Raw genomic sequence first — 16,355 nt, 5'->3', positions numbered from 1 at the left:
ACAATGATTTTTTATGCTATTTACACCCACTTTTTTTGTGCTTTTATTAGCTTAGGGCTATTTATTATTCGTGCCTTAATGCAATTTGCAGGAAAAGATTGGCGCGCCATAAAATTACTCAAAATCCTACCGCACTTATCCGATACGCTACTGATCGTAAGCGGTGCAATCTTATTATTCTCCCTAGGAATAGGCTTTCCTTGGTGGATTATCGCCAAATTTGCCTTATTAATTAGCTACATCATTTTTGCCGCTAAGTTTTTCAAACGAGGCACAGCCAATAACCCAGCGGCATTTCTGCTTGCATTAATTTCATTTGTTGGCGCAATGATACTCGGCTACAACCATTAATCTCACTAAACTCTCAAGCGGTTTGGTTTAGCTTAAACCGCTTTTCACTTCACCCAGCCTTTCATTCTCTATAATTTAAAGTGCGGTGGAATTTTGTAAAATTTTTCCACCTATTTTGAGTTATAAAATCTGATTTAGATCATAAGCCGACCACCTTTTCTTAAAAAGAAGTTGGGATTACCAACCAAATACCTTAGTATTTTGGTCAGGTTTAACAATCCAATATTAAGGTCAAATTATGTCATTAGAAAATAGAATGAAACAAGCCGATCAACAATGGCAAAGTGCCAGTTATCAAGACACCATCTCGCATATCCTGTCGCGCTTTCATCAACGTCATCGTGAACAATTACAAGAGCTAATTCCCCTGGCAGAAAAGGTAGAAGAACGCCACGCTGATCACCCTGATTGTTCAAAAGGTTTAGCTGACGCGCTAAAAAATGCCTATGCGGATTTGTCTAGCCATATGATGAAAGAAGAACAAATCTTGTTCCCAATGATCCAAGCAGGTAATTATATGATGGCACGAATGCCCATTCAGGTAATGGAATTTGAACACGATGAACACGGTGCAACGATTGAAATGTTACGCACTCTTACTCACAATATGACGCCACCTGCCGATGCTTGCACTTCTTGGCGCAATCTCTACCAAGGTATTCAAGAGTTTTGTGATGATCTGCAAGAACATATTCACACGGAAAATAATATCTTATTCCCACGTGTATTAAGCGAACAATAGTCGCAACAATAATAATGTTAGCACCTTAAGGACGTTTAAGGTGCTTTTTTGTCTAATAAAATCTCCACCCAAAACCCTTTCTCCCCACGCGAATTCTCGGCATTTTTATACCGCACTTGGTAGTGATGTAATTGGGCGATGCGTTGTACGATAGATAATCCCAAGCCGCTGCCTTTTTCATTTTGGCCTGCTGGGCGGTAGAAGCGTTGGCCGAGTTTATCCAGGGCGTCATCAGGAACGCCACCACCGTTGTCGGCGATGATGAGTTTATCTTGTTGTAAAATAAGGCGAATTTCGCTGCCTTTAGGACAATAGGCAATGGCGTTGTCGATCAGATTACGTAACATTAAAGAAAGCAATAATGGTTCGCCTTGCTGCGTATTGGGTTTGCTTAGCGGTTCAAAAATGAATGTGATCCCTGCTTTTTCGGCTTTTAAATAACGCTCCGCCACAAGCTCGGTGATTAATTTATCCCATTCAATGGTGTTAAGATGGGCTAATTCATTGAGATTGTCTAAGCGAGAGAGTGTAAGCAGCTGTTCCACCAATTGGCTTGCACGATCGATGCCTAGCGTAAGGTTTTGCAATGCTTGATTACGCATTATTTCATCATCGCCTGCCATTTGTGCAAGTTCAGTTTGAATACGCAACGCGGTGAGCGGGCTGCGCAATTCGTGCGCTGCATCAGATGTAAAACGCCGCTCTCTGAGTAGGCTGGTTGCCGTGCGGGTAAAAAATTGATTCAAATTTTGCACTAGTGGCAAGATTTCTTTTGGCACTTGCTGCGTGTCGAGCGGTTGTTCATCATCAGGGCTACGCTGGCTCACCTGTTCGCTCACATTGCGCAATATGGACAGTTCACGGCTAATGGCCCAAATGATCACGGCAAGCAACACAGGCAGGCTAGCAAACCAAATCCACATTTGACCTAGCACCATTTTTTCGACTAATTCTTGGCGATATTCCAGCTCTTGTCCCACGGCGATCATTAATCTGCCTTCCGCCGCGGGCAGCCAAAAAATTCGCCATTCATCGTCATCACCTTGCAAGGTGGTGTTATTAAAGCCCCTTTTCGGTTCATAAATGAAATTGTTGCCGTTTTCACTATCACTTAGCAGCATTTCACCATCGTGATTAAAAATTGCAAAGGCAAGGGCATCATCATCGTAATTTTTTCTTTTGCGAAAGTGCGGTGGTTTTTGGCGATAATTTTTTCCTTCGGGGCGGTAGCGCTCAATTAAAATACTTTTTAAATGCGAAGTGGCTAGCCGTTTGGCGAATAAAATCTGTTGTGTATCAAAAACTTCGTTTACTTGGCTACGCGCTGCCGACCACGCAATCGCAGTAGATGCCAGCCAAATAGCGCTGGCTAACAGGGAAAGAATGAGAATTAGACGAAGACGTAAGCTACGCGGTTTCATTTTATTCCTCGATTGTACCAAGGGCATAGCCTACGCCGTGTATCGTGCGAATAAACGGTTTGCCGAGTTTTTGACGTAAATTGTAAATATGCACTTCCAACGCATTGCTACTCACTTCATCATTCCAAGTATAGAGCTTTTCTTCAATAAATCCGCGAGAAAGTACCCGCTCTTTATGATGCATAAATAGCTCAAGTAACTTGTATTCCGTCCCTGTGAGGGAAACTTCTTGATTACGCAAAAAGGCTTTGTGCTGCCCCAGATCAAGGCTCACCGCACCGTGGGTGAGAAGCGATTGTGTTTGCCCATAACGGCGGCGAATGAGCGCTTGTAAGCGAGCGACCACTTCACCGAGAGCAAAGGGCTTGCCGAGATAATCGTCCGCCCCGAGTTGCAAACCTTCAATGCGTTGTTCTAAGCTATCTCGTGCGGTTAAAATAAGTACAGGCACATCTTGATTGGCTTTACGCCATTGTTGCAACACCTGCAAGCCGTCTTTTTTCGGCAAGGTGAGATCGAGCACCACGGCATCATAAGGGGCGGAAGCCAAGGCTTGCATACCGCTTTCACCGTCTTGAAACCAATCGACACTGAAACCTGATTTGCCGAGCCCAATGTTAAGCCCATCACCGATCAACGGATCGTCTTCAATTAATAAAATTCGCATAATTTTAACCGCACTTTAGTTAGCTTAAATCTAGCCCCATTTGCCAAAAGTCAATTTCCATTCGTGTCGCCGTGGTGAAAATATGTTGTAATTGTTGCTGTTGTTTTGCTGAAACATTTTCAAATAATCCGTTGAGCATTGCACTAAACTCCGCCGCAGCTTGTTGAAAATCTGGTGCGGCGTAAGTATCGATCCATTTCTGATAAGGATTATTCGGCGTTGGCGTTTGGCTGCCGAGCATTTTGCCGATTGCCGCATAGCCCAACATACAAGGCGCAAGGGCTGTATAAAGTTCCGCAAGCCCACCTTTGATGCCACAATCCAGCACATAACGCGTGTAGGCCACACAAGCGGTGGATTCAGGCACTTTTTGCAGATCTTGCTCAGAAATACCCCATTCTTGACAAAATGCGATATGTAGCTGAATTTCTTTCAGCAACACCTCATTGGCTTGGTGAGCGGTGTGAATTTCAGCAAAATTATCCGCTTTGAAAATACCTAGCGATAATGCACGGCTGTACTGAAAAAGATAGAGATAATCTTGCTGTAAATAATGTTGAAAGCATTGGCGTGGCAGGCGACCTGTGGCGAGCTGCTGCACAAAGGAATGTTGGATATAATTATCCCAATAAGGCTGGCTTTGGGCGATCAGGTTTTCTACGGTAAACATTTGATTTTCCTTTTATGTTGAAGTAAATAATGCCATCTTGTCCCATTTACCACATAAACCCAATGAGCAAAATGCCCATTGAGTTTAGCCTAAAAAGATAAATTTGCGAATGGAATCTTTTCGCGATTAATTACTTTTTGCCACTTTTGCAACACGTTGAACTTCCAATTCTAATTTTTTGTCGGATTTCTCCACTTCCGCAAGAATTTTCACTTCATCATTTGGCGTGATCGTTTTGCCACGCCACGCGTGCGGCTCAATTTCCACTTCAATTTCACCGCTCTTATCGCGGAATAAGAAATCATCTTTGCTTAATTGTTTAACAATATTTCCTTGTAAAACAATGCGTTGATCATCTTTCCAAGCAGCTTGCTCGCTAATTTGACTTACAGGTAAATTATTCGCAAAGGATTTTTTATCCTTGGTTTGCGGTTGTGGATTAGTCGGATCAACAAATCCACCGCGTTTTTTGTGCTCTTTTTTATGTTTATGATGATGCTTTTTATGCGCTTTTTCTGCTTTTTCCGTATCTGGTACGATTTGCGCTTTTTGTTCCACTGCGGCAGCTTGTTGATTGGCTGCGGGTAAATTCTCTGCGCTAACCACAAGGCTAGCAGTTGATAATAGTAAAATTGTTGCTAAACTAAGTTTTTTCATTGTTAAACTCCTTTCAAATGACAAGACGGCTGTCTTGTTAGGAGCATTAAAGCAAAGAAATATTAAGAGAACCTTAAGACAGGCAAAAAGGAAAAAATAATGCGTTGTGAAAATATGTCGGCATTTATTGTGATGGATATTGTGCGTGAAGCGGCGAAATACCCTAATGCCATTCATTTTGAAATTGGCCAACCTGATTTACCGCCATCACCGAAAGTCAAACAAGCCTTGCAACAAGCCATTGAAGACGACCAATTTAGTTATACGGAAAGCCTTGGCTTGCCCGCATTGCGTGAAAAAATTCGTGAATTTTACCACCGCACTTATCAAGTGGAGGTTGCGCCGCATCGCATTATTCTTACCCCCGGTACAAGTGGCGCATTTCTTGTCGCCTATGCCTTAACCCTTAACCAAGGGGATAAACTGGGGCTGACAGATCCTGCGTATCCGTGCTATAAAAATTTCGCTTATATGATGGATATTCAGCCTGAATTTATCCCTGTTGATAAGCAAGATTGTTATCAGCTTGCACCACAACAGCTTGAAAATCGCCAAATTAAAGCTTTGCAAATTTCTTCACCCGCCAATCCAACGGGCAATATTTATACGCCAGAACGTCTGCAAGCACTGAATGAATATTGCATTGCTAATCAAATTGCCTTTATTTCCGATGAGCTTTATCACGGCTTGGTTTATGATGAGCAAGCCGCGACTGCCTTGCAATTTAATCCGAATGCTTATGTGATTAACGGATTTTCTAAGTATTTTTGTATGCCAGGAATGCGTTTAGGCTGGATTATCGTGCCAGAAGAAAAGGCAAGAGAAGCGGAAATTGTGGCGCAAAACATTTTTATTTCCGCGCCTACATTGAGTCAATATGGTGCGCTAGCTGCCTTTGATTATGATTATCTTGATGAAATTAAAGGCATTTTTCAAGAACGGCGAGATTTTCTGTATAACGAATTAAAAGCCTTATTCAAGATCGAATTTAAACCACAAGGGGCATTTTATCTTTGGGCTGATGTGTCTGATTACACGCAAGATAGCTATGAATTTGCGAAAAAAATGCTGGCTGAAATTCAAGTGGCCGCTACCCCAGGGATCGATTTTGGGGAAAATGGCACCAAGCACTATCTCCGCTTTGCCTACACCAGAGAGAGTGCCCATTTACGCGAAGGCGTAGAGCGAATGAAAAAATGGCTCGCTGAACAGAAATAATTACCGCACAGCAAAATAAAGGAACATTATGAATTTTCAAGCAGATACCGAACAAGCCCTATTGGATATTGTAAAACAAGAAGTTGTGCCAGCCTTAGGCTGCACCGAACCCATTTCCCTTGCTTTAGCAGCGGCAACCGCACGGCAATATTTAAACGCAATGCCCGAACGTATTGAAGCAAAAGTTTCGCCGAATTTAATGAAAAATGGAATGGGCGTAACTGTACCAGGGACAGGTACTTTAGGGCTGACAATGGCTGCCGCCATCGGGGCGATTGGTGGTGATCCGAATGCTGGATTGGAAGTGTTAAAAAACATCACGCCAGAACAAACCGAACAAGCGAAACAAATGATCAAGGAAGATAGAGTTTCCGTTTCAATTTTTGAAACGGAGCATATTTTGTATTCTGAAGCTACGCTTTTTCATCAGCAGGACAAAGTATGCGTGCGCATTGCAGCACATCATACCAATGTGATTTATATTGCCAAAAATGATCAGGTGATTTTCACCAAACCTTGCGCGGTAGAAAGTGAAAATTTGTACGAAATTTTTACCGCACTTTCAGCAAAAGCAATTTTTGATTTTTCCACCCAAGTGGATCTGGCCAAGATCAAATTTATTGATGAAGCTGAAAGGCTAAATTCAGCCCTTTCACAAGAGGGGTTACGGCAAGATTATGGCTTGCATATTGGGCGCAAATTGCCACAGGCTTGCTCGGTGATGATTTGATGAACCGCATTATTATCGAAACCACAGCAGCCTCTGATGCGCGAATGGGGGGCGCAAATCTGCCTGCAATGAGTAATTCTGGCTCTGGTAATCAGGGGATTGCAGCAACAATGCCTGTTGTGGTAGTCGCAAAACATATTAACGCCACTGATGAACAGCTCACCCGTGCGTTATTTCTTTCGCACTTAATGGCGATTTATATCCACAGCAAACTGCCAAAACTTTCCGCATTATGTGCAGCGACCACCGCAGCAATGGGTAGTTGTGCGGGCATTGCTTGGTTGCTTACAGGCAAATTTGAAACTGTAAGTATGGCAATCAGCAGTATGATTGGCGATATTAGCGGCATTATTTGCGATGGCGCAGCAAATAGCTGTGCAATGAAAGTATCCACCAGTGTAACCTCAAGCTATAAAGCGGTACTAATGGCATTGGATAATATGCAAGTTACTGGCAACGAGGGCATTGTAGAACATTGTATCGATCGTTCAATTAATAACCTTTGCAACATTGCTTCACGCAGTATGCAATACACCGATCGCCAAGTTATTGAGATTATGGTGAGTAAACAAAAGGATAAAATATAGCAAATAGTCAAAATTATCTTATTCAATAGAATATAAAGGGGGAATCATCATCCCCCTACTAACTTAACCTTAAAGCCTCTTTGCTCTAATAATTGTTTGAGTAACTCTCGTTTTTCACCTTGAATTTCAATCAAGCCATTTTTCACCGAGCCACCACAGCCGCAGCGTTTTTTCAGTTCTGCAGCTAATTTTTTCAATTCATCATCGGGCAAATCTAAGCCTTTGATTACACTAACACCACTGCCCTTTCTTCCGCTCACTTGGCGCTCAATACGAACGATGCCATCGCCTTTAGCGCGTTCAGGCTGTGATTTTTCTGCTTTGATTCGGCCTGTTTCAGTGGAATAAACTAAGGTACTTTCTGACATATTACCCCACAATAGACGCATTAATCGCACGTAGCACTTCTGCTGGATTTTCAGCTTGCGTAATTGGGCGACCGATAACCAAATAATCAGAACCCGCTTGAATTGCCGCTGCTGGCGTCATTACACGGCGTTGATCACCAAAGTCAGAGCCAATCGGGCGAATACCTGGGGTGATCAGTTTGAAATCTTTGCCACAATGTGCGCGTAAAATTTCTACTTCTTGTGGTGAGCAAACTACGCCATCAAGCCCTGCCCGTTGGGTTAAATGCGCAAGACGGATTACTTGTTCCATTGGTGAGGCATTAATGCCAATCTGTAATAAATCAAGATCTTCCATACTGGTTAGCACGGTAACGCCAATTAAAATCGGTGCACCTTTGCCATAAGGCTCAAGAATATTTTTGGCTTCTTCCATCATTCGTAAACCACCACTGGCGTGCAAATCCACCATCCAAACACCTAAATCTGCTGCAGAACGCACCGCTCTTGCGACCGTATTAGGAATATCATGGAATTTGAGATCAAGAAAAACGTCAAAATTACGGCTGTGTAGCTGTTTAATAAAATTTGTGCCTAGGGTGGTAAACATTTCTTTTCCCACCTTTAAGCGACATTGGCTTGGATCAAGTTGATCGACAAGGGCAAGCGCTTGCGCTTCTTTTTCATAATCTAGGGCAACAATCACTTTACTGCTCATTTTCACGTCCTCGTTAGTTTAGTTATATTCAATATCTGGCGTTGGTTTGATGCTTTCCCATTGACGGCAAGAAGGACAACACCAAATCAATTTATTTGTTTGATAACCACAATTCGTACAGCGATAATCAAAACCTTGTTTAATCCGCTCTCCCACCATTTTTGAGAGTAACTCGAGGCTTTCTTTACCGCGTCCTGCTTCGGCACTTTCAATTTGATATTGAATAAAGCGATGAAAAACGATTGTTGTGGGATTTTGAGTGAGCTGTTGATAAAGTTTTGCTTGCGCTGCTACAAGGCCATCTTTTTCTGCAATAAAATCAGCTAAAGCAAGATCAACGGCACTGCTTTTGCACACTTGGCTCGCTTTAATGAGAAAAAGCTCAAAATTATCTTGCTGATGTAATTCTTCATAGCAATATTTTAAAGCCGACAGCGCTTCACCAATGTAAGCGGGGTTTTGCTGCAAAATATTTTCTAAATTTTTTACCGCACTTTGATAATCCAACTGCAACATTTCATTTTGTGCGAGTAATAATGACGCTCGGATACAGTTTGGATAAACGGTTAAAGCGCGCTGTAAAAGTGCCGTAGCCATTTTTTTTTGCTCAGCATCAAGGCTTTGGGCATATTCACAATAATAATGTGCCAAGGGGATAGGATCAAAGTGCGGTGAAATTTTGGCGAGTTTTTCCGCCACATTAATGGCTTTTTTCCATTCTTTCATTTTTTGATAAATGACTGCCAGTTGCTGTAATGCGTTTTCCGCAAAATCTGGCTCATCAACCAAAAGGATATACAATGCTTCGGCACGATCGAAAAAGCCAACGGTCATAAAATCGCGCGCAAGCTGTTGTTTGGCAAGCAGTTTTTGTTCAAAACTATAATTAGGACTACGTTCTAAAGCTTGGTGAATTCGTAATGCACGATCCACTTCGCCACGGGAACGGAATAAATTTCCTAAGGTGAGTTCGGCTTCAAATTGTGAACTTTGTTCAATTTCATTCTCTTGTTCTTGTTTTTGTAGAATATCCAAGAACAAATCAACTGCTTTTTCTTGCTGATTAGAAAGAAGTAAATTCACCCCCGTTACATAATCACGGGATAATTTGTTGGTGATTTCTTCCTGATCCTTTTTCGCACTACGATGCCCCATATACCACCCATACGCTGCGGCAATAGGAAGCAGTAGAAAAAGCAGTTCAAGCATTATTGTGGAGCCTTATCTCGGCTTGATGTTAATTCAGTAACTTGTGCAGAAAGGCGTTTTACCTTGCGTGCTAATCCCATATTTTTTAGTTTTAATTTGAGATAGAAAAAACCTGTAATAAACCAACCTAACAGCAAGCCAAAACCAAATAAAATCGCAACTAAACTAGAAAGCTGTAATTCGCTTTGAGCAACAATATAATTAAAGGTAATGACTTGATCATTATTCGCCCCTATAGTGATGGCAACAAGTACAACGGCAAGTAAAATAATAAAGCCAAAAATATATTTAATCATTACGCACTCCAAAATATGTAAATAAATACAAAAAACGACACAAAAGGTGCCGTTTAGTTAGCTGACTATTATGTTTGAGCATCTACACGCATTCTAAGATCTTTACCAGCTTTAAAGTGCGGTACAGATTTTGCGTCTAATTCAACTTTTGCACCCGTTTTAGGATTACGTCCTACACGAGGCTGACGGAAATGTAGTGAAAAACTGCCAAAACCACGAACTTCAACACGCTCTCCATTTTCCAAGGTTTGTGCAATTTGCTCTAAAATTTCTTTTACTGCATTTTCTACATCTTTAACTGAAATAGAAGGATGTTGTTGAACTAATGTTTCAATGAGTTCTGATTTAGTCATAATATTCTCCTAACTATCAAGAAGTTAGCGTGAGTTTCCCCACGCCAACTTTAAAGGGAACTAAAATTATTCACCTTTAGCTGCTTTGAATGCTTCAGCCATTGCGTTTGGAATAACAACTTCTTCTTTATTCACGCTTGCAACTGCAGCCGCTTCTTCAGCTTGATCTTTCGCTTTCACTGATAAGTGAACTAAACGCGCTTTACGATCTACACCAGTGTATTTCGCTTCAACAACATCACCTGCTGCAACTTCGCTTGTTAAGTCAGCTGCACGGATATAACCTTCAACACCGCCGTCTAATTCAACTTTAGCGCCTTTTGCATCTGCTTCAACAACTTTAGCGCTTACGATAGCGCCTTTTTTGTTTGCTGCGATGAAGTTATTGAATGGATCATCTTCAAGTTGTTTGATACCTAAAGAGATACGCTCTTTTGCTGAATCCACTTGTAGAACTACGGCAGAAACTTCGTCACCTTTTTTGTAGTTACGAACTGCTTCTTCACCTGGTACATTCCAAGAAATGTCAGATAAGTGAACTAAGCCATCGATGCCACCTTCAAGACCGATGAAGATACCGAAATCAGTGATTGATTTGATTTTACCAGTAACTTTATCGCCTTTGTTGTGCGTTTCAGCAAATTGTAACCATGGGTTAGGTTTGCATTGTTTTAAACCTAAAGAAATACGACGACGATCTTCATCGATTTCTAATACCATTACTTCAACAGTATCACCTAAGCTAACAACTTTAGATGGGTGAATGTTTTTGTTTGTCCAATCCATTTCAGAAACGTGAACTAAACCTTCAACGCCTTCTAAAATTTCAACGAAACAACCGTAATCTGTTAAGTTAGTTACTTTACCAGTTAATTTGCTGCCAACTGGGTGATTTTCTGCGATAGCAACCCAAGGATCTTGACCTAATTGTTTTAAGCCTAAAGAAACACGAGTGCGATCTTTATCAAATTTTAATACTTTAACTGTGATTTCATCACCTACATTCACGATTTCGCTTGGGTGTTTAACACGTTTCCAAGCCATATCTGTGATATGTAATAAACCATCAACGCCACCTAAATCAACGAACGCACCGTAGTCAGTTAAGTTTTTAACTGTACCTTTAACTTCTGCGCCTTCTGCAAGGCTTGCTAAGATCTCTTCACGATCTTGGCTGTTTTCTGATTCAATTACAGCACGACGAGAAACAACAACGTTGTTACGTTTTTGATCTAATTTGATTACTTTGAATTCTAATTCTTTACCTAATAAGTGATCTGCATCGCGTACAGGGCGAGTATCTACTAATGAACCAGGTAAGAATGCACGAACACCGTTTAACTCAACTGTGAAACCACCTTTCACTTTACCGTTGATTAAACCGATAACAGTTGCTTGATCTTCGTAAGCTTTCTCTAATTCGATCCAAGATTCGTGACGCACTGCTTTTTCACGAGATAATTTAGTTTCACCGAAACCATCTTCAACAGCGTCTAACGCAACGTTTACCACGTCGCCAACTTTAACGTCTAATTCACCTTGTGCATTTTGGAATTCTTCAGCTGGGATACGCGCTTCAGATTTTAAACCTGCATCTACATATACGAAGCCTTTTTCAATAGCAACAACAGTACCGTTAACGATTGAACCTAAACGAGTTTCAAGGTCTTTTAATGATTCTTCAAAGAGTTGAGCAAAAGATTCTGACATAATTAATCTTCTAAATTTAGTTAATAACGTCCACTTTATATCCATAAAAAGTGGGGCTGATAATAAATGTTTATCCTTCCTTGAATAAACTGACGAAAATAATTTAAGCCTTAAAAATCAACCTTTTGGCGGATATAATCAAGGGCTTGAGCAATCACTTCCTCAATACTTAATTCCGTGCTGTCTAACAACAACGCGTCCTCAGCAGGTTTTAAAGGGGCGATTGGGCGATTTCTATCGCGAAAATCACGCTCTTCTATCTCGGCTAAAATCTGTGCAAAGTTACCACTAATTCCCTTAGTTTGCAACTGTTTATAGCGTCTTTTCGCTCTTTCTTCTGCGCTAGCATCTAAAAATAACTTCACCTGCGCATCGGGGAAAACCACGGTTCCCATATCACGCCCATCAGCAATAAGCCCTTTTTCGTTGGCAAAACTTTGCTGTAATTGCAATAATGCAGCACGAACTTGTGGGAATACCGCTACTTTAGACGCTGCCTCTGCCACTTCTTGCGTGCGAATCTGACGGCTCACATCTTCCCCTTCTAAAATAATTTTAACTTCATTATCTTCAGGCAAAAATTCGACATCTAAATGACGAGCTAAATTTGCCAACGCCGCTTCATCATCCAACGGCACTTGCTTTTTTAACGCCGCCAACGCGGTAACACGATAAATCGCCCCACTGTCTAACAAGGCAAAACCTAGCTTTTTCGCTAAGGCATAACACAGCGTCCCCTTGCCTGCGCCACTCGGCCCATCAACGGTGATCACGAGATTTTTCTGCATAGTTATTCGTTCTCTTATTGTGTTTTTATAAGTGCGCTAATGATAGCACAGCTGCGTACATTTCGCATTGTGATTTATAAAGTGCGGTGCTTTTTTATGGAATTTTTGCTTTATTTCCATACAATATAAACCTTTGGCTTTTTGTTGAAAATAAATAATAAATTTTGCTTATTTTTTAGAATTTTGTACGAAAAATTTACATTCAAATAGTAAATTACACACCCTATTCGAAATCACTCTTTTTATAATTCATACCAACTTAAGGTGTTGTATCCACTGCATAATTTTATGCAGTTCTTTCCTCTCAATCATATAAGGAGAAATATTATGGCGTTTAATCTTAAAAATAGACATTTACTTAGTCTAGTTAATCACTCTGAACGTGAAATTAATTATTTGCTTGATCTTTCTCGTGATTTGAAACGAGCAAAATATGCTGGAACAGAACAACAAAAATTAAAAGGTAAAAATATTGCCTTAATTTTTGAGAAAACCTCAACACGCACTCGCTGTGCATTTGAAGTGGCCGCTTATGACCAAGGTGCAAATGTTACTTACATTGATCCAACATCTTCACAAATTGGCCATAAAGAAAGTATGAAAGACACCGCGCGTGTACTCGGGCGAATGTATGACGCCATTGAGTATCGTGGTTTCAAACAAACTGTGGTTGAAGAACTGGCAGAATATGCTGGCGTGCCAGTGTTTAATGGTTTAACCGATGAATTTCACCCAACCCAAATGCTCGCCGATGTTCTCACTATGATCGAGAATTGCGATAAACCACTCACTCAAATTAAATATGTTTATATTGGTGATGGACGCAACAATGTCGGTAATTCTTTATTATTAATCGGCGCAAAATTAGGTATGGACGTGCGTATTTGTAGCCCTAAATCACTTTTACCAGAACCTGAATTAGTGGCGATGTGCGAAAAATTTGCCCAAGAAAGTGGCGCGCGCATTACCGTAACGGAAGATATTGATCTTGCAGTGAAAGATGTGGATTTTGTGCATACTGATGTATGGGTTTCTATGGGTGAGCCATTAGAAAGCTGGGGCGAACGCATTAAATTGCTTTTACCTTACCAAGTTACCCCAGAATTAATGAAACGCACTGGCAATCCAAGAGTGAAATTTATGCACTGCTTACCTGCTTTCCATAACAGTGAAACCAAAGTAGGACGTCAAATTGCCGAAACCTATCCTGAATTAGCAAATGGTATTGAAGTCACAGAAGATGTGTTTGAATCGCCAATGAATATTGCTTTTGAACAAGCTGAAAACCGTATGCACACCATTAAAGCGGTGCTTTATGCGAGTTTGACCTAGCGAATAAAAGGAGCATATTATGCGAATAGTCATTGCATTAGGGGGCAATGCCCTACTCCGCCGCGGTGAACCATTAACCGCTGAAAATCAACGGCAAAATGTGAGAATTGCGTGCGAACAAATTGCCAAGATTTGGCCTAATAATGAATTGGTCATTGCCCACGGTAATGGCCCACAAGTCGGTTTATTAGCCTTACAAGGCGCAGCTTATAAAGATGTGCCAACTTATCCACTTGATGTACTGGGTGCAGAATCAGTAGGAATGATCGGTTATATGATTCAACAGGAATTAGGTAATCTTGTGCCATTTGAAGTGCCGTTTGCTACCTTACTTTCTCAGGTTGAAGTGGATAAAAATGATCCTGCGTTCCAAAATCCAACAAAACCGATTGGGCCAGTTTATACCAAAGAAGAAGCGGATAAATTAGCCAAAGAAAAAGGGTGGTCAATTGCCCAAGATGGCGATAAATATCGCCGCGTTGTACCAAGTCCATTACCAAAACGGATTTTTGAAATTCGTCCTGTTCAATGGTTGCTTGAAAAAGGCAGTATTGTTATCTGTGCAGGCGGCGGAGGTATTCCAACCTACTATGATGAGCAACATAATCTTTGTGGGGTTGAAGCCGTAATCGATAAAGATCTCTGTTCGGCTTTATTAGCCGAGAATTTAGATGCGGATCTCTTTATCATTGCCACCGATGTTTCTGCGGTATATCTAAATTGGGGCAAAGAAAATCAGCAAGCTATTGCCACTGCGCCACCAGATATGATCGAAGAAATTCCATTCCCTTCTGGCTCAATGGGGCCAAAAGTGCAAGCTGCGGTGAATTTTGTTAAACATACGGGTAAAGATGCCGTGATAGGCTCACTTTCTGATATTGTGGACATTGTGAAAGGTAAAGCGGGTACGCGTATTACAACAAAAGCCAAAGACATCACCTATTATTAGGTGAGCAATGAATACGCTTTATCTCAGTATAAAGCGTATTCTTACCATAACTTGCTGTATATAAAGGAGTATATTATGGAAAACACACATAAAAAGACCTTTAACTTTCCGTCAGCATTTTCAATTTTATTTGTCATTTTAATTATTGCTGTAGCACTCACTTGGATTATTCCAGCCGGTTCTTATTCCAAGCTCACTTATAATTCGGCAAATAATGTCTTTGTGGTAAAAACTTATCAGCAAGAAGATACCGTTTTACCAGCCACCAAAGAATCCCTTGATAATTTAAATATTAAAATTGAATTATCAAACTTCACCGAAGGCACAATCAAAAAACCGATTGCCATTCCGGGAACTTATCAACGTGTTCAACAAAATCCTAAAACCCTGCAAGATATTGCTATCAGTATGGTGCAAGGTACGATTGATGCCGCAGATATTATGGTCTTTATCTTCGTATTAGGGGGAATGATCGGGGTGATTAACCGCACAGGCTCTTTTAACGCGGGGCTAACCGCACTGGCCAATCGCACCAAAGGCAATGAATTTTTAATTGTTTTCTGCGTATCTGTGCTAATGGTTATTGGCGGTACAACTTGCGGTATTGAAGAAGAAGCAGTTGCTTTCTATCCTATTCTCGTTCCCGTATTTCTTGCTTTGGGTTATGATGCAATAGTTTGCGTAGGGGCAATTTTCCTTGCCGCATCAATGGGGACGGCATTTTCCACCATTAATCCATTCTCTGTGGTGATCGCTTCCAATGCGGCAGGTATTCCATTTACAGAAGGGATTACTTGGCGATTTGCAGGATTAATTCTCGGCTCAATTTGTGTTATCGCTTATCTTTACTGGTACTGCAAAAAAGTAAAAGCCGATCCAACTGCATCTTATACCTATGAAGATCGCGAAGAATTTGTCCAAAAATATATGAAAAACATTGATACAACCCAGATCATTGAATTCACCACGCGCAGAAAAATCATTTTAATGCTGTTCTGCATCGCGTTTCCAATTATGGTTTGGGGAGTGATGTTCGGAGGCTGGTGGTTCCCACAAATGGCGGCTTCTTTCCTTACCATCACAATTATCATTATGTTTATCTCTAAACTGAAAGAAAAAGAAATCGTCAATGCCTTTACTGAAGGGGCATCTGAGCTCGTAGGGGTTTCTCTTATCATCGGTTTAGCGCGTGGGGTAAACCTTGTACTTGATGAAGGAATGATTTCTGACACCATTCTTGCCTACGCATCAGAACTGGTTTCTGGTGTACCGGGTAGTGTGTTTATTTTGGCGCAACTTGTGATTTTCATCTTCCTTGGCTTGATTGTGCCGTCTTCATCTGGTTTGGCGGTGCTTGCAATGCCAATTATGGCACCACTTGCAGACACCGTGGGCATTCCAAGACACATCATTGTATCTGCCTACAACTGGGGGCAATACGCAATGTTATTCCTTGCCCCAACAGGACTTGTTCTAGTTACTCTGCAAATGCTCAACATTCCATTTAACAAATGGGTGCGTTTTGTGATGCCAATGATTGGATGCTTGCTAGTAATAGGTTCAATCTTACTCGTTGTGCAAGTTTCACTTTACACCTAGCATCTATACAC

General features: G+C 41.1%; 17 protein-coding genes and 1 pseudogene. 7 read left to right on the top strand and 11 right to left on the bottom strand.

All coding sequences use genetic code 11. The features are described 5' to 3' along the window. Nucleotides 1–3 precede the first annotated feature (3 nt). Nucleotides 4–351: a SirB2 family protein gene (locus tag ELZ61_RS05480; RefSeq protein ID WP_126372025.1), complete on the top strand. Its 348-nt coding sequence runs from the start codon at nt 4–6 to the stop codon at nt 349–351. Nucleotides 352–589: 238 nt separating this feature from the next. Further along, a complete protein-coding gene (locus ELZ61_RS05475) occupies nt 590–1,093 on the top strand; it encodes a hemerythrin domain-containing protein (protein WP_197717450.1) in 504 nt (167 codons plus the stop codon). A gap of 35 nt (nt 1,094–1,128) precedes the next feature. On the opposite strand, the gene qseC is transcribed toward ELZ61_RS05475, so the two are convergent. The 4 genes from qseC to ELZ61_RS05455 all read right to left on the bottom strand — a co-directional run bounded on the left by qseC (nt 1,129) and on the right by ELZ61_RS05455 (nt 4,508). Then, the gene (qseC, locus tag ELZ61_RS05470) at nt 1,129–2,514 is read right to left on the bottom strand and encodes a quorum sensing histidine kinase QseC (protein WP_126372023.1); all 1,386 of its coding nucleotides are present in this window, start codon (nt 2,512–2,514) and stop codon (nt 1,129–1,131) included. A gap of 1 nt (nt 2,515) precedes the next feature. Beyond that, on the bottom strand, nt 2,516–3,181 hold the full coding sequence (locus ELZ61_RS05465; RefSeq protein WP_126372021.1) for a response regulator: 666 nt from the start codon (nt 3,179–3,181) through the stop codon (nt 2,516–2,518). Nucleotides 3,182–3,200: 19 nt separating this feature from the next. Then, a complete protein-coding gene (gene tenA, locus ELZ61_RS05460; protein ID WP_126372019.1) occupies nt 3,201–3,851 on the bottom strand; it encodes a thiaminase II in 651 nt (216 codons plus the stop codon). 126 nt (nt 3,852–3,977) lie between these two features. Further along, a complete protein-coding gene (locus ELZ61_RS05455; RefSeq protein WP_126372017.1) occupies nt 3,978–4,508 on the bottom strand; it encodes a YgiW/YdeI family stress tolerance OB fold protein in 531 nt (176 codons plus the stop codon). Nucleotides 4,509–4,607: 99 nt separating this feature from the next. Here ELZ61_RS05455 and ELZ61_RS05450 point away from each other — a divergent pair, with 99 nt between their 5' ends. Then, a complete protein-coding gene (locus tag ELZ61_RS05450) occupies nt 4,608–5,726 on the top strand; it encodes a pyridoxal phosphate-dependent aminotransferase (protein ID WP_126372015.1) in 1,119 nt (372 codons plus the stop codon). 28 nt (nt 5,727–5,754) lie between these two features. Beyond that, nucleotides 5,755–7,043: pseudogene (locus tag ELZ61_RS05445) on the top strand (L-cysteine desulfidase family protein). A 47-nt stretch (nt 7,044–7,090) separates the two neighbouring features. Here ELZ61_RS05445 and yciH read toward each other — a convergent pair. The 7 genes from yciH to cmk all read right to left on the bottom strand — a co-directional run bounded on the left by yciH (nt 7,091) and on the right by cmk (nt 12,464). Next, nucleotides 7,091–7,411, bottom strand: coding sequence for a stress response translation initiation inhibitor YciH (gene yciH / locus ELZ61_RS05440; protein WP_126372013.1), 321 nt, complete (start codon nt 7,409–7,411; stop codon nt 7,091–7,093). A 1-nt stretch (nt 7,412) separates the two neighbouring features. Next, nucleotides 7,413–8,108, bottom strand: a complete 696-nt coding sequence (gene pyrF / locus ELZ61_RS05435) for an orotidine-5'-phosphate decarboxylase (RefSeq protein ID WP_126372012.1) — start codon at nt 8,106–8,108, stop codon at nt 7,413–7,415. Between the two features lie 18 nt (nt 8,109–8,126). After that, on the bottom strand, nt 8,127–9,317 hold the full coding sequence (gene lapB, locus ELZ61_RS05430; protein ID WP_126372010.1) for a lipopolysaccharide assembly protein LapB: 1,191 nt from the start codon (nt 9,315–9,317) through the stop codon (nt 8,127–8,129). Further along, complete coding sequence (locus ELZ61_RS05425; protein WP_126372008.1) at nt 9,317–9,613, bottom strand: LapA family protein; 297 nt, start codon at nt 9,611–9,613, stop codon at nt 9,317–9,319. Before ELZ61_RS05425 ends, lapB begins: the two co-directional genes overlap by 1 nt. 68 nt (nt 9,614–9,681) lie before the next feature. Beyond that, the gene (locus ELZ61_RS05420; protein WP_126372006.1) at nt 9,682–9,966 is read right to left on the bottom strand and encodes an integration host factor subunit beta; all 285 of its coding nucleotides are present in this window, start codon (nt 9,964–9,966) and stop codon (nt 9,682–9,684) included. Nucleotides 9,967–10,032: 66 nt separating this feature from the next. Continuing rightward, complete coding sequence (gene rpsA / locus ELZ61_RS05415; RefSeq protein ID WP_103853142.1) at nt 10,033–11,676, bottom strand: 30S ribosomal protein S1; 1,644 nt, start codon at nt 11,674–11,676, stop codon at nt 10,033–10,035. 110 nt (nt 11,677–11,786) lie between these two features. Beyond that, nucleotides 11,787–12,464 (bottom strand): (d)CMP kinase, encoded by a 678-nt coding sequence (gene cmk, locus ELZ61_RS05410; RefSeq protein WP_126372004.1) that lies wholly within the window; start codon nt 12,462–12,464, stop codon nt 11,787–11,789. 327 nt (nt 12,465–12,791) lie between these two features. On the opposite strand from cmk, the gene ELZ61_RS05405 reads away from it, so the two are divergent. The 3 genes from ELZ61_RS05405 (at nt 12,792) to ELZ61_RS05395 (ending at nt 16,344) form a co-directional block, all read left to right on the top strand. After that, nucleotides 12,792–13,796, top strand: a complete 1,005-nt coding sequence (locus tag ELZ61_RS05405; RefSeq protein WP_103855764.1) for an ornithine carbamoyltransferase — start codon at nt 12,792–12,794, stop codon at nt 13,794–13,796. A gap of 19 nt (nt 13,797–13,815) precedes the next feature. After that, on the top strand, nt 13,816–14,745 hold the full coding sequence (arcC, locus tag ELZ61_RS05400) for a carbamate kinase (RefSeq protein ID WP_126372002.1): 930 nt from the start codon (nt 13,816–13,818) through the stop codon (nt 14,743–14,745). 75 nt (nt 14,746–14,820) lie between these two features. Beyond that, nucleotides 14,821–16,344, top strand: coding sequence for a YfcC family protein (locus ELZ61_RS05395; RefSeq protein WP_126371999.1), 1,524 nt, complete (start codon nt 14,821–14,823; stop codon nt 16,342–16,344). Nucleotides 16,345–16,355 lie beyond the last annotated feature (11 nt).

Origin of the sequence: Avibacterium volantium, from assembly GCF_900635775.1 — a bacterium.
GTDB lineage: Bacteria > Pseudomonadota > Gammaproteobacteria > Enterobacterales > Pasteurellaceae > Avibacterium > Avibacterium volantium.
Note: the sequence above shows the minus strand (reverse complement) of the source record. Positions and strands in the feature narration are given on the sequence as shown.

Coding starts and splice junctions, on each gene's coding strand:
- ELZ61_RS05480 (WP_126372025.1), top strand. CDS start 4: ATGATTTTTTATGCTATTTACACCCACTTTTTTTGTGCTTTTATTAGC.
- ELZ61_RS05475 (WP_197717450.1), top strand. CDS start 590: ATGTCATTAGAAAATAGAATGAAACAAGCCGATCAACAATGGCAAAGT.
- qseC (WP_126372023.1), bottom strand. CDS start 2,514: ATGAAACCGCGTAGCTTACGTCTTCGTCTAATTCTCATTCTTTCCCTG.
- ELZ61_RS05465 (WP_126372021.1), bottom strand. CDS start 3,181: ATGCGAATTTTATTAATTGAAGACGATCCGTTGATCGGTGATGGGCTT.
- tenA (WP_126372019.1), bottom strand. CDS start 3,851: ATGTTTACCGTAGAAAACCTGATCGCCCAAAGCCAGCCTTATTGGGAT.
- ELZ61_RS05455 (WP_126372017.1), bottom strand. CDS start 4,508: ATGAAAAAACTTAGTTTAGCAACAATTTTACTATTATCAACTGCTAGC.
- ELZ61_RS05450 (WP_126372015.1), top strand. CDS start 4,608: ATGCGTTGTGAAAATATGTCGGCATTTATTGTGATGGATATTGTGCGT.
- yciH (WP_126372013.1), bottom strand. CDS start 7,411: ATGTCAGAAAGTACCTTAGTTTATTCCACTGAAACAGGCCGAATCAAA.
- pyrF (WP_126372012.1), bottom strand. CDS start 8,108: ATGAGCAGTAAAGTGATTGTTGCCCTAGATTATGAAAAAGAAGCGCAA.
- lapB (WP_126372010.1), bottom strand. CDS start 9,317: ATGCTTGAACTGCTTTTTCTACTGCTTCCTATTGCCGCAGCGTATGGG.
- ELZ61_RS05425 (WP_126372008.1), bottom strand. CDS start 9,613: ATGATTAAATATATTTTTGGCTTTATTATTTTACTTGCCGTTGTACTT.
- ELZ61_RS05420 (WP_126372006.1), bottom strand. CDS start 9,966: ATGACTAAATCAGAACTCATTGAAACATTAGTTCAACAACATCCTTCT.
- rpsA (WP_103853142.1), bottom strand. CDS start 11,676: ATGTCAGAATCTTTTGCTCAACTCTTTGAAGAATCATTAAAAGACCTT.
- cmk (WP_126372004.1), bottom strand. CDS start 12,464: ATGCAGAAAAATCTCGTGATCACCGTTGATGGGCCGAGTGGCGCAGGC.
- ELZ61_RS05405 (WP_103855764.1), top strand. CDS start 12,792: ATGGCGTTTAATCTTAAAAATAGACATTTACTTAGTCTAGTTAATCAC.
- arcC (WP_126372002.1), top strand. CDS start 13,816: ATGCGAATAGTCATTGCATTAGGGGGCAATGCCCTACTCCGCCGCGGT.
- ELZ61_RS05395 (WP_126371999.1), top strand. CDS start 14,821: ATGGAAAACACACATAAAAAGACCTTTAACTTTCCGTCAGCATTTTCA.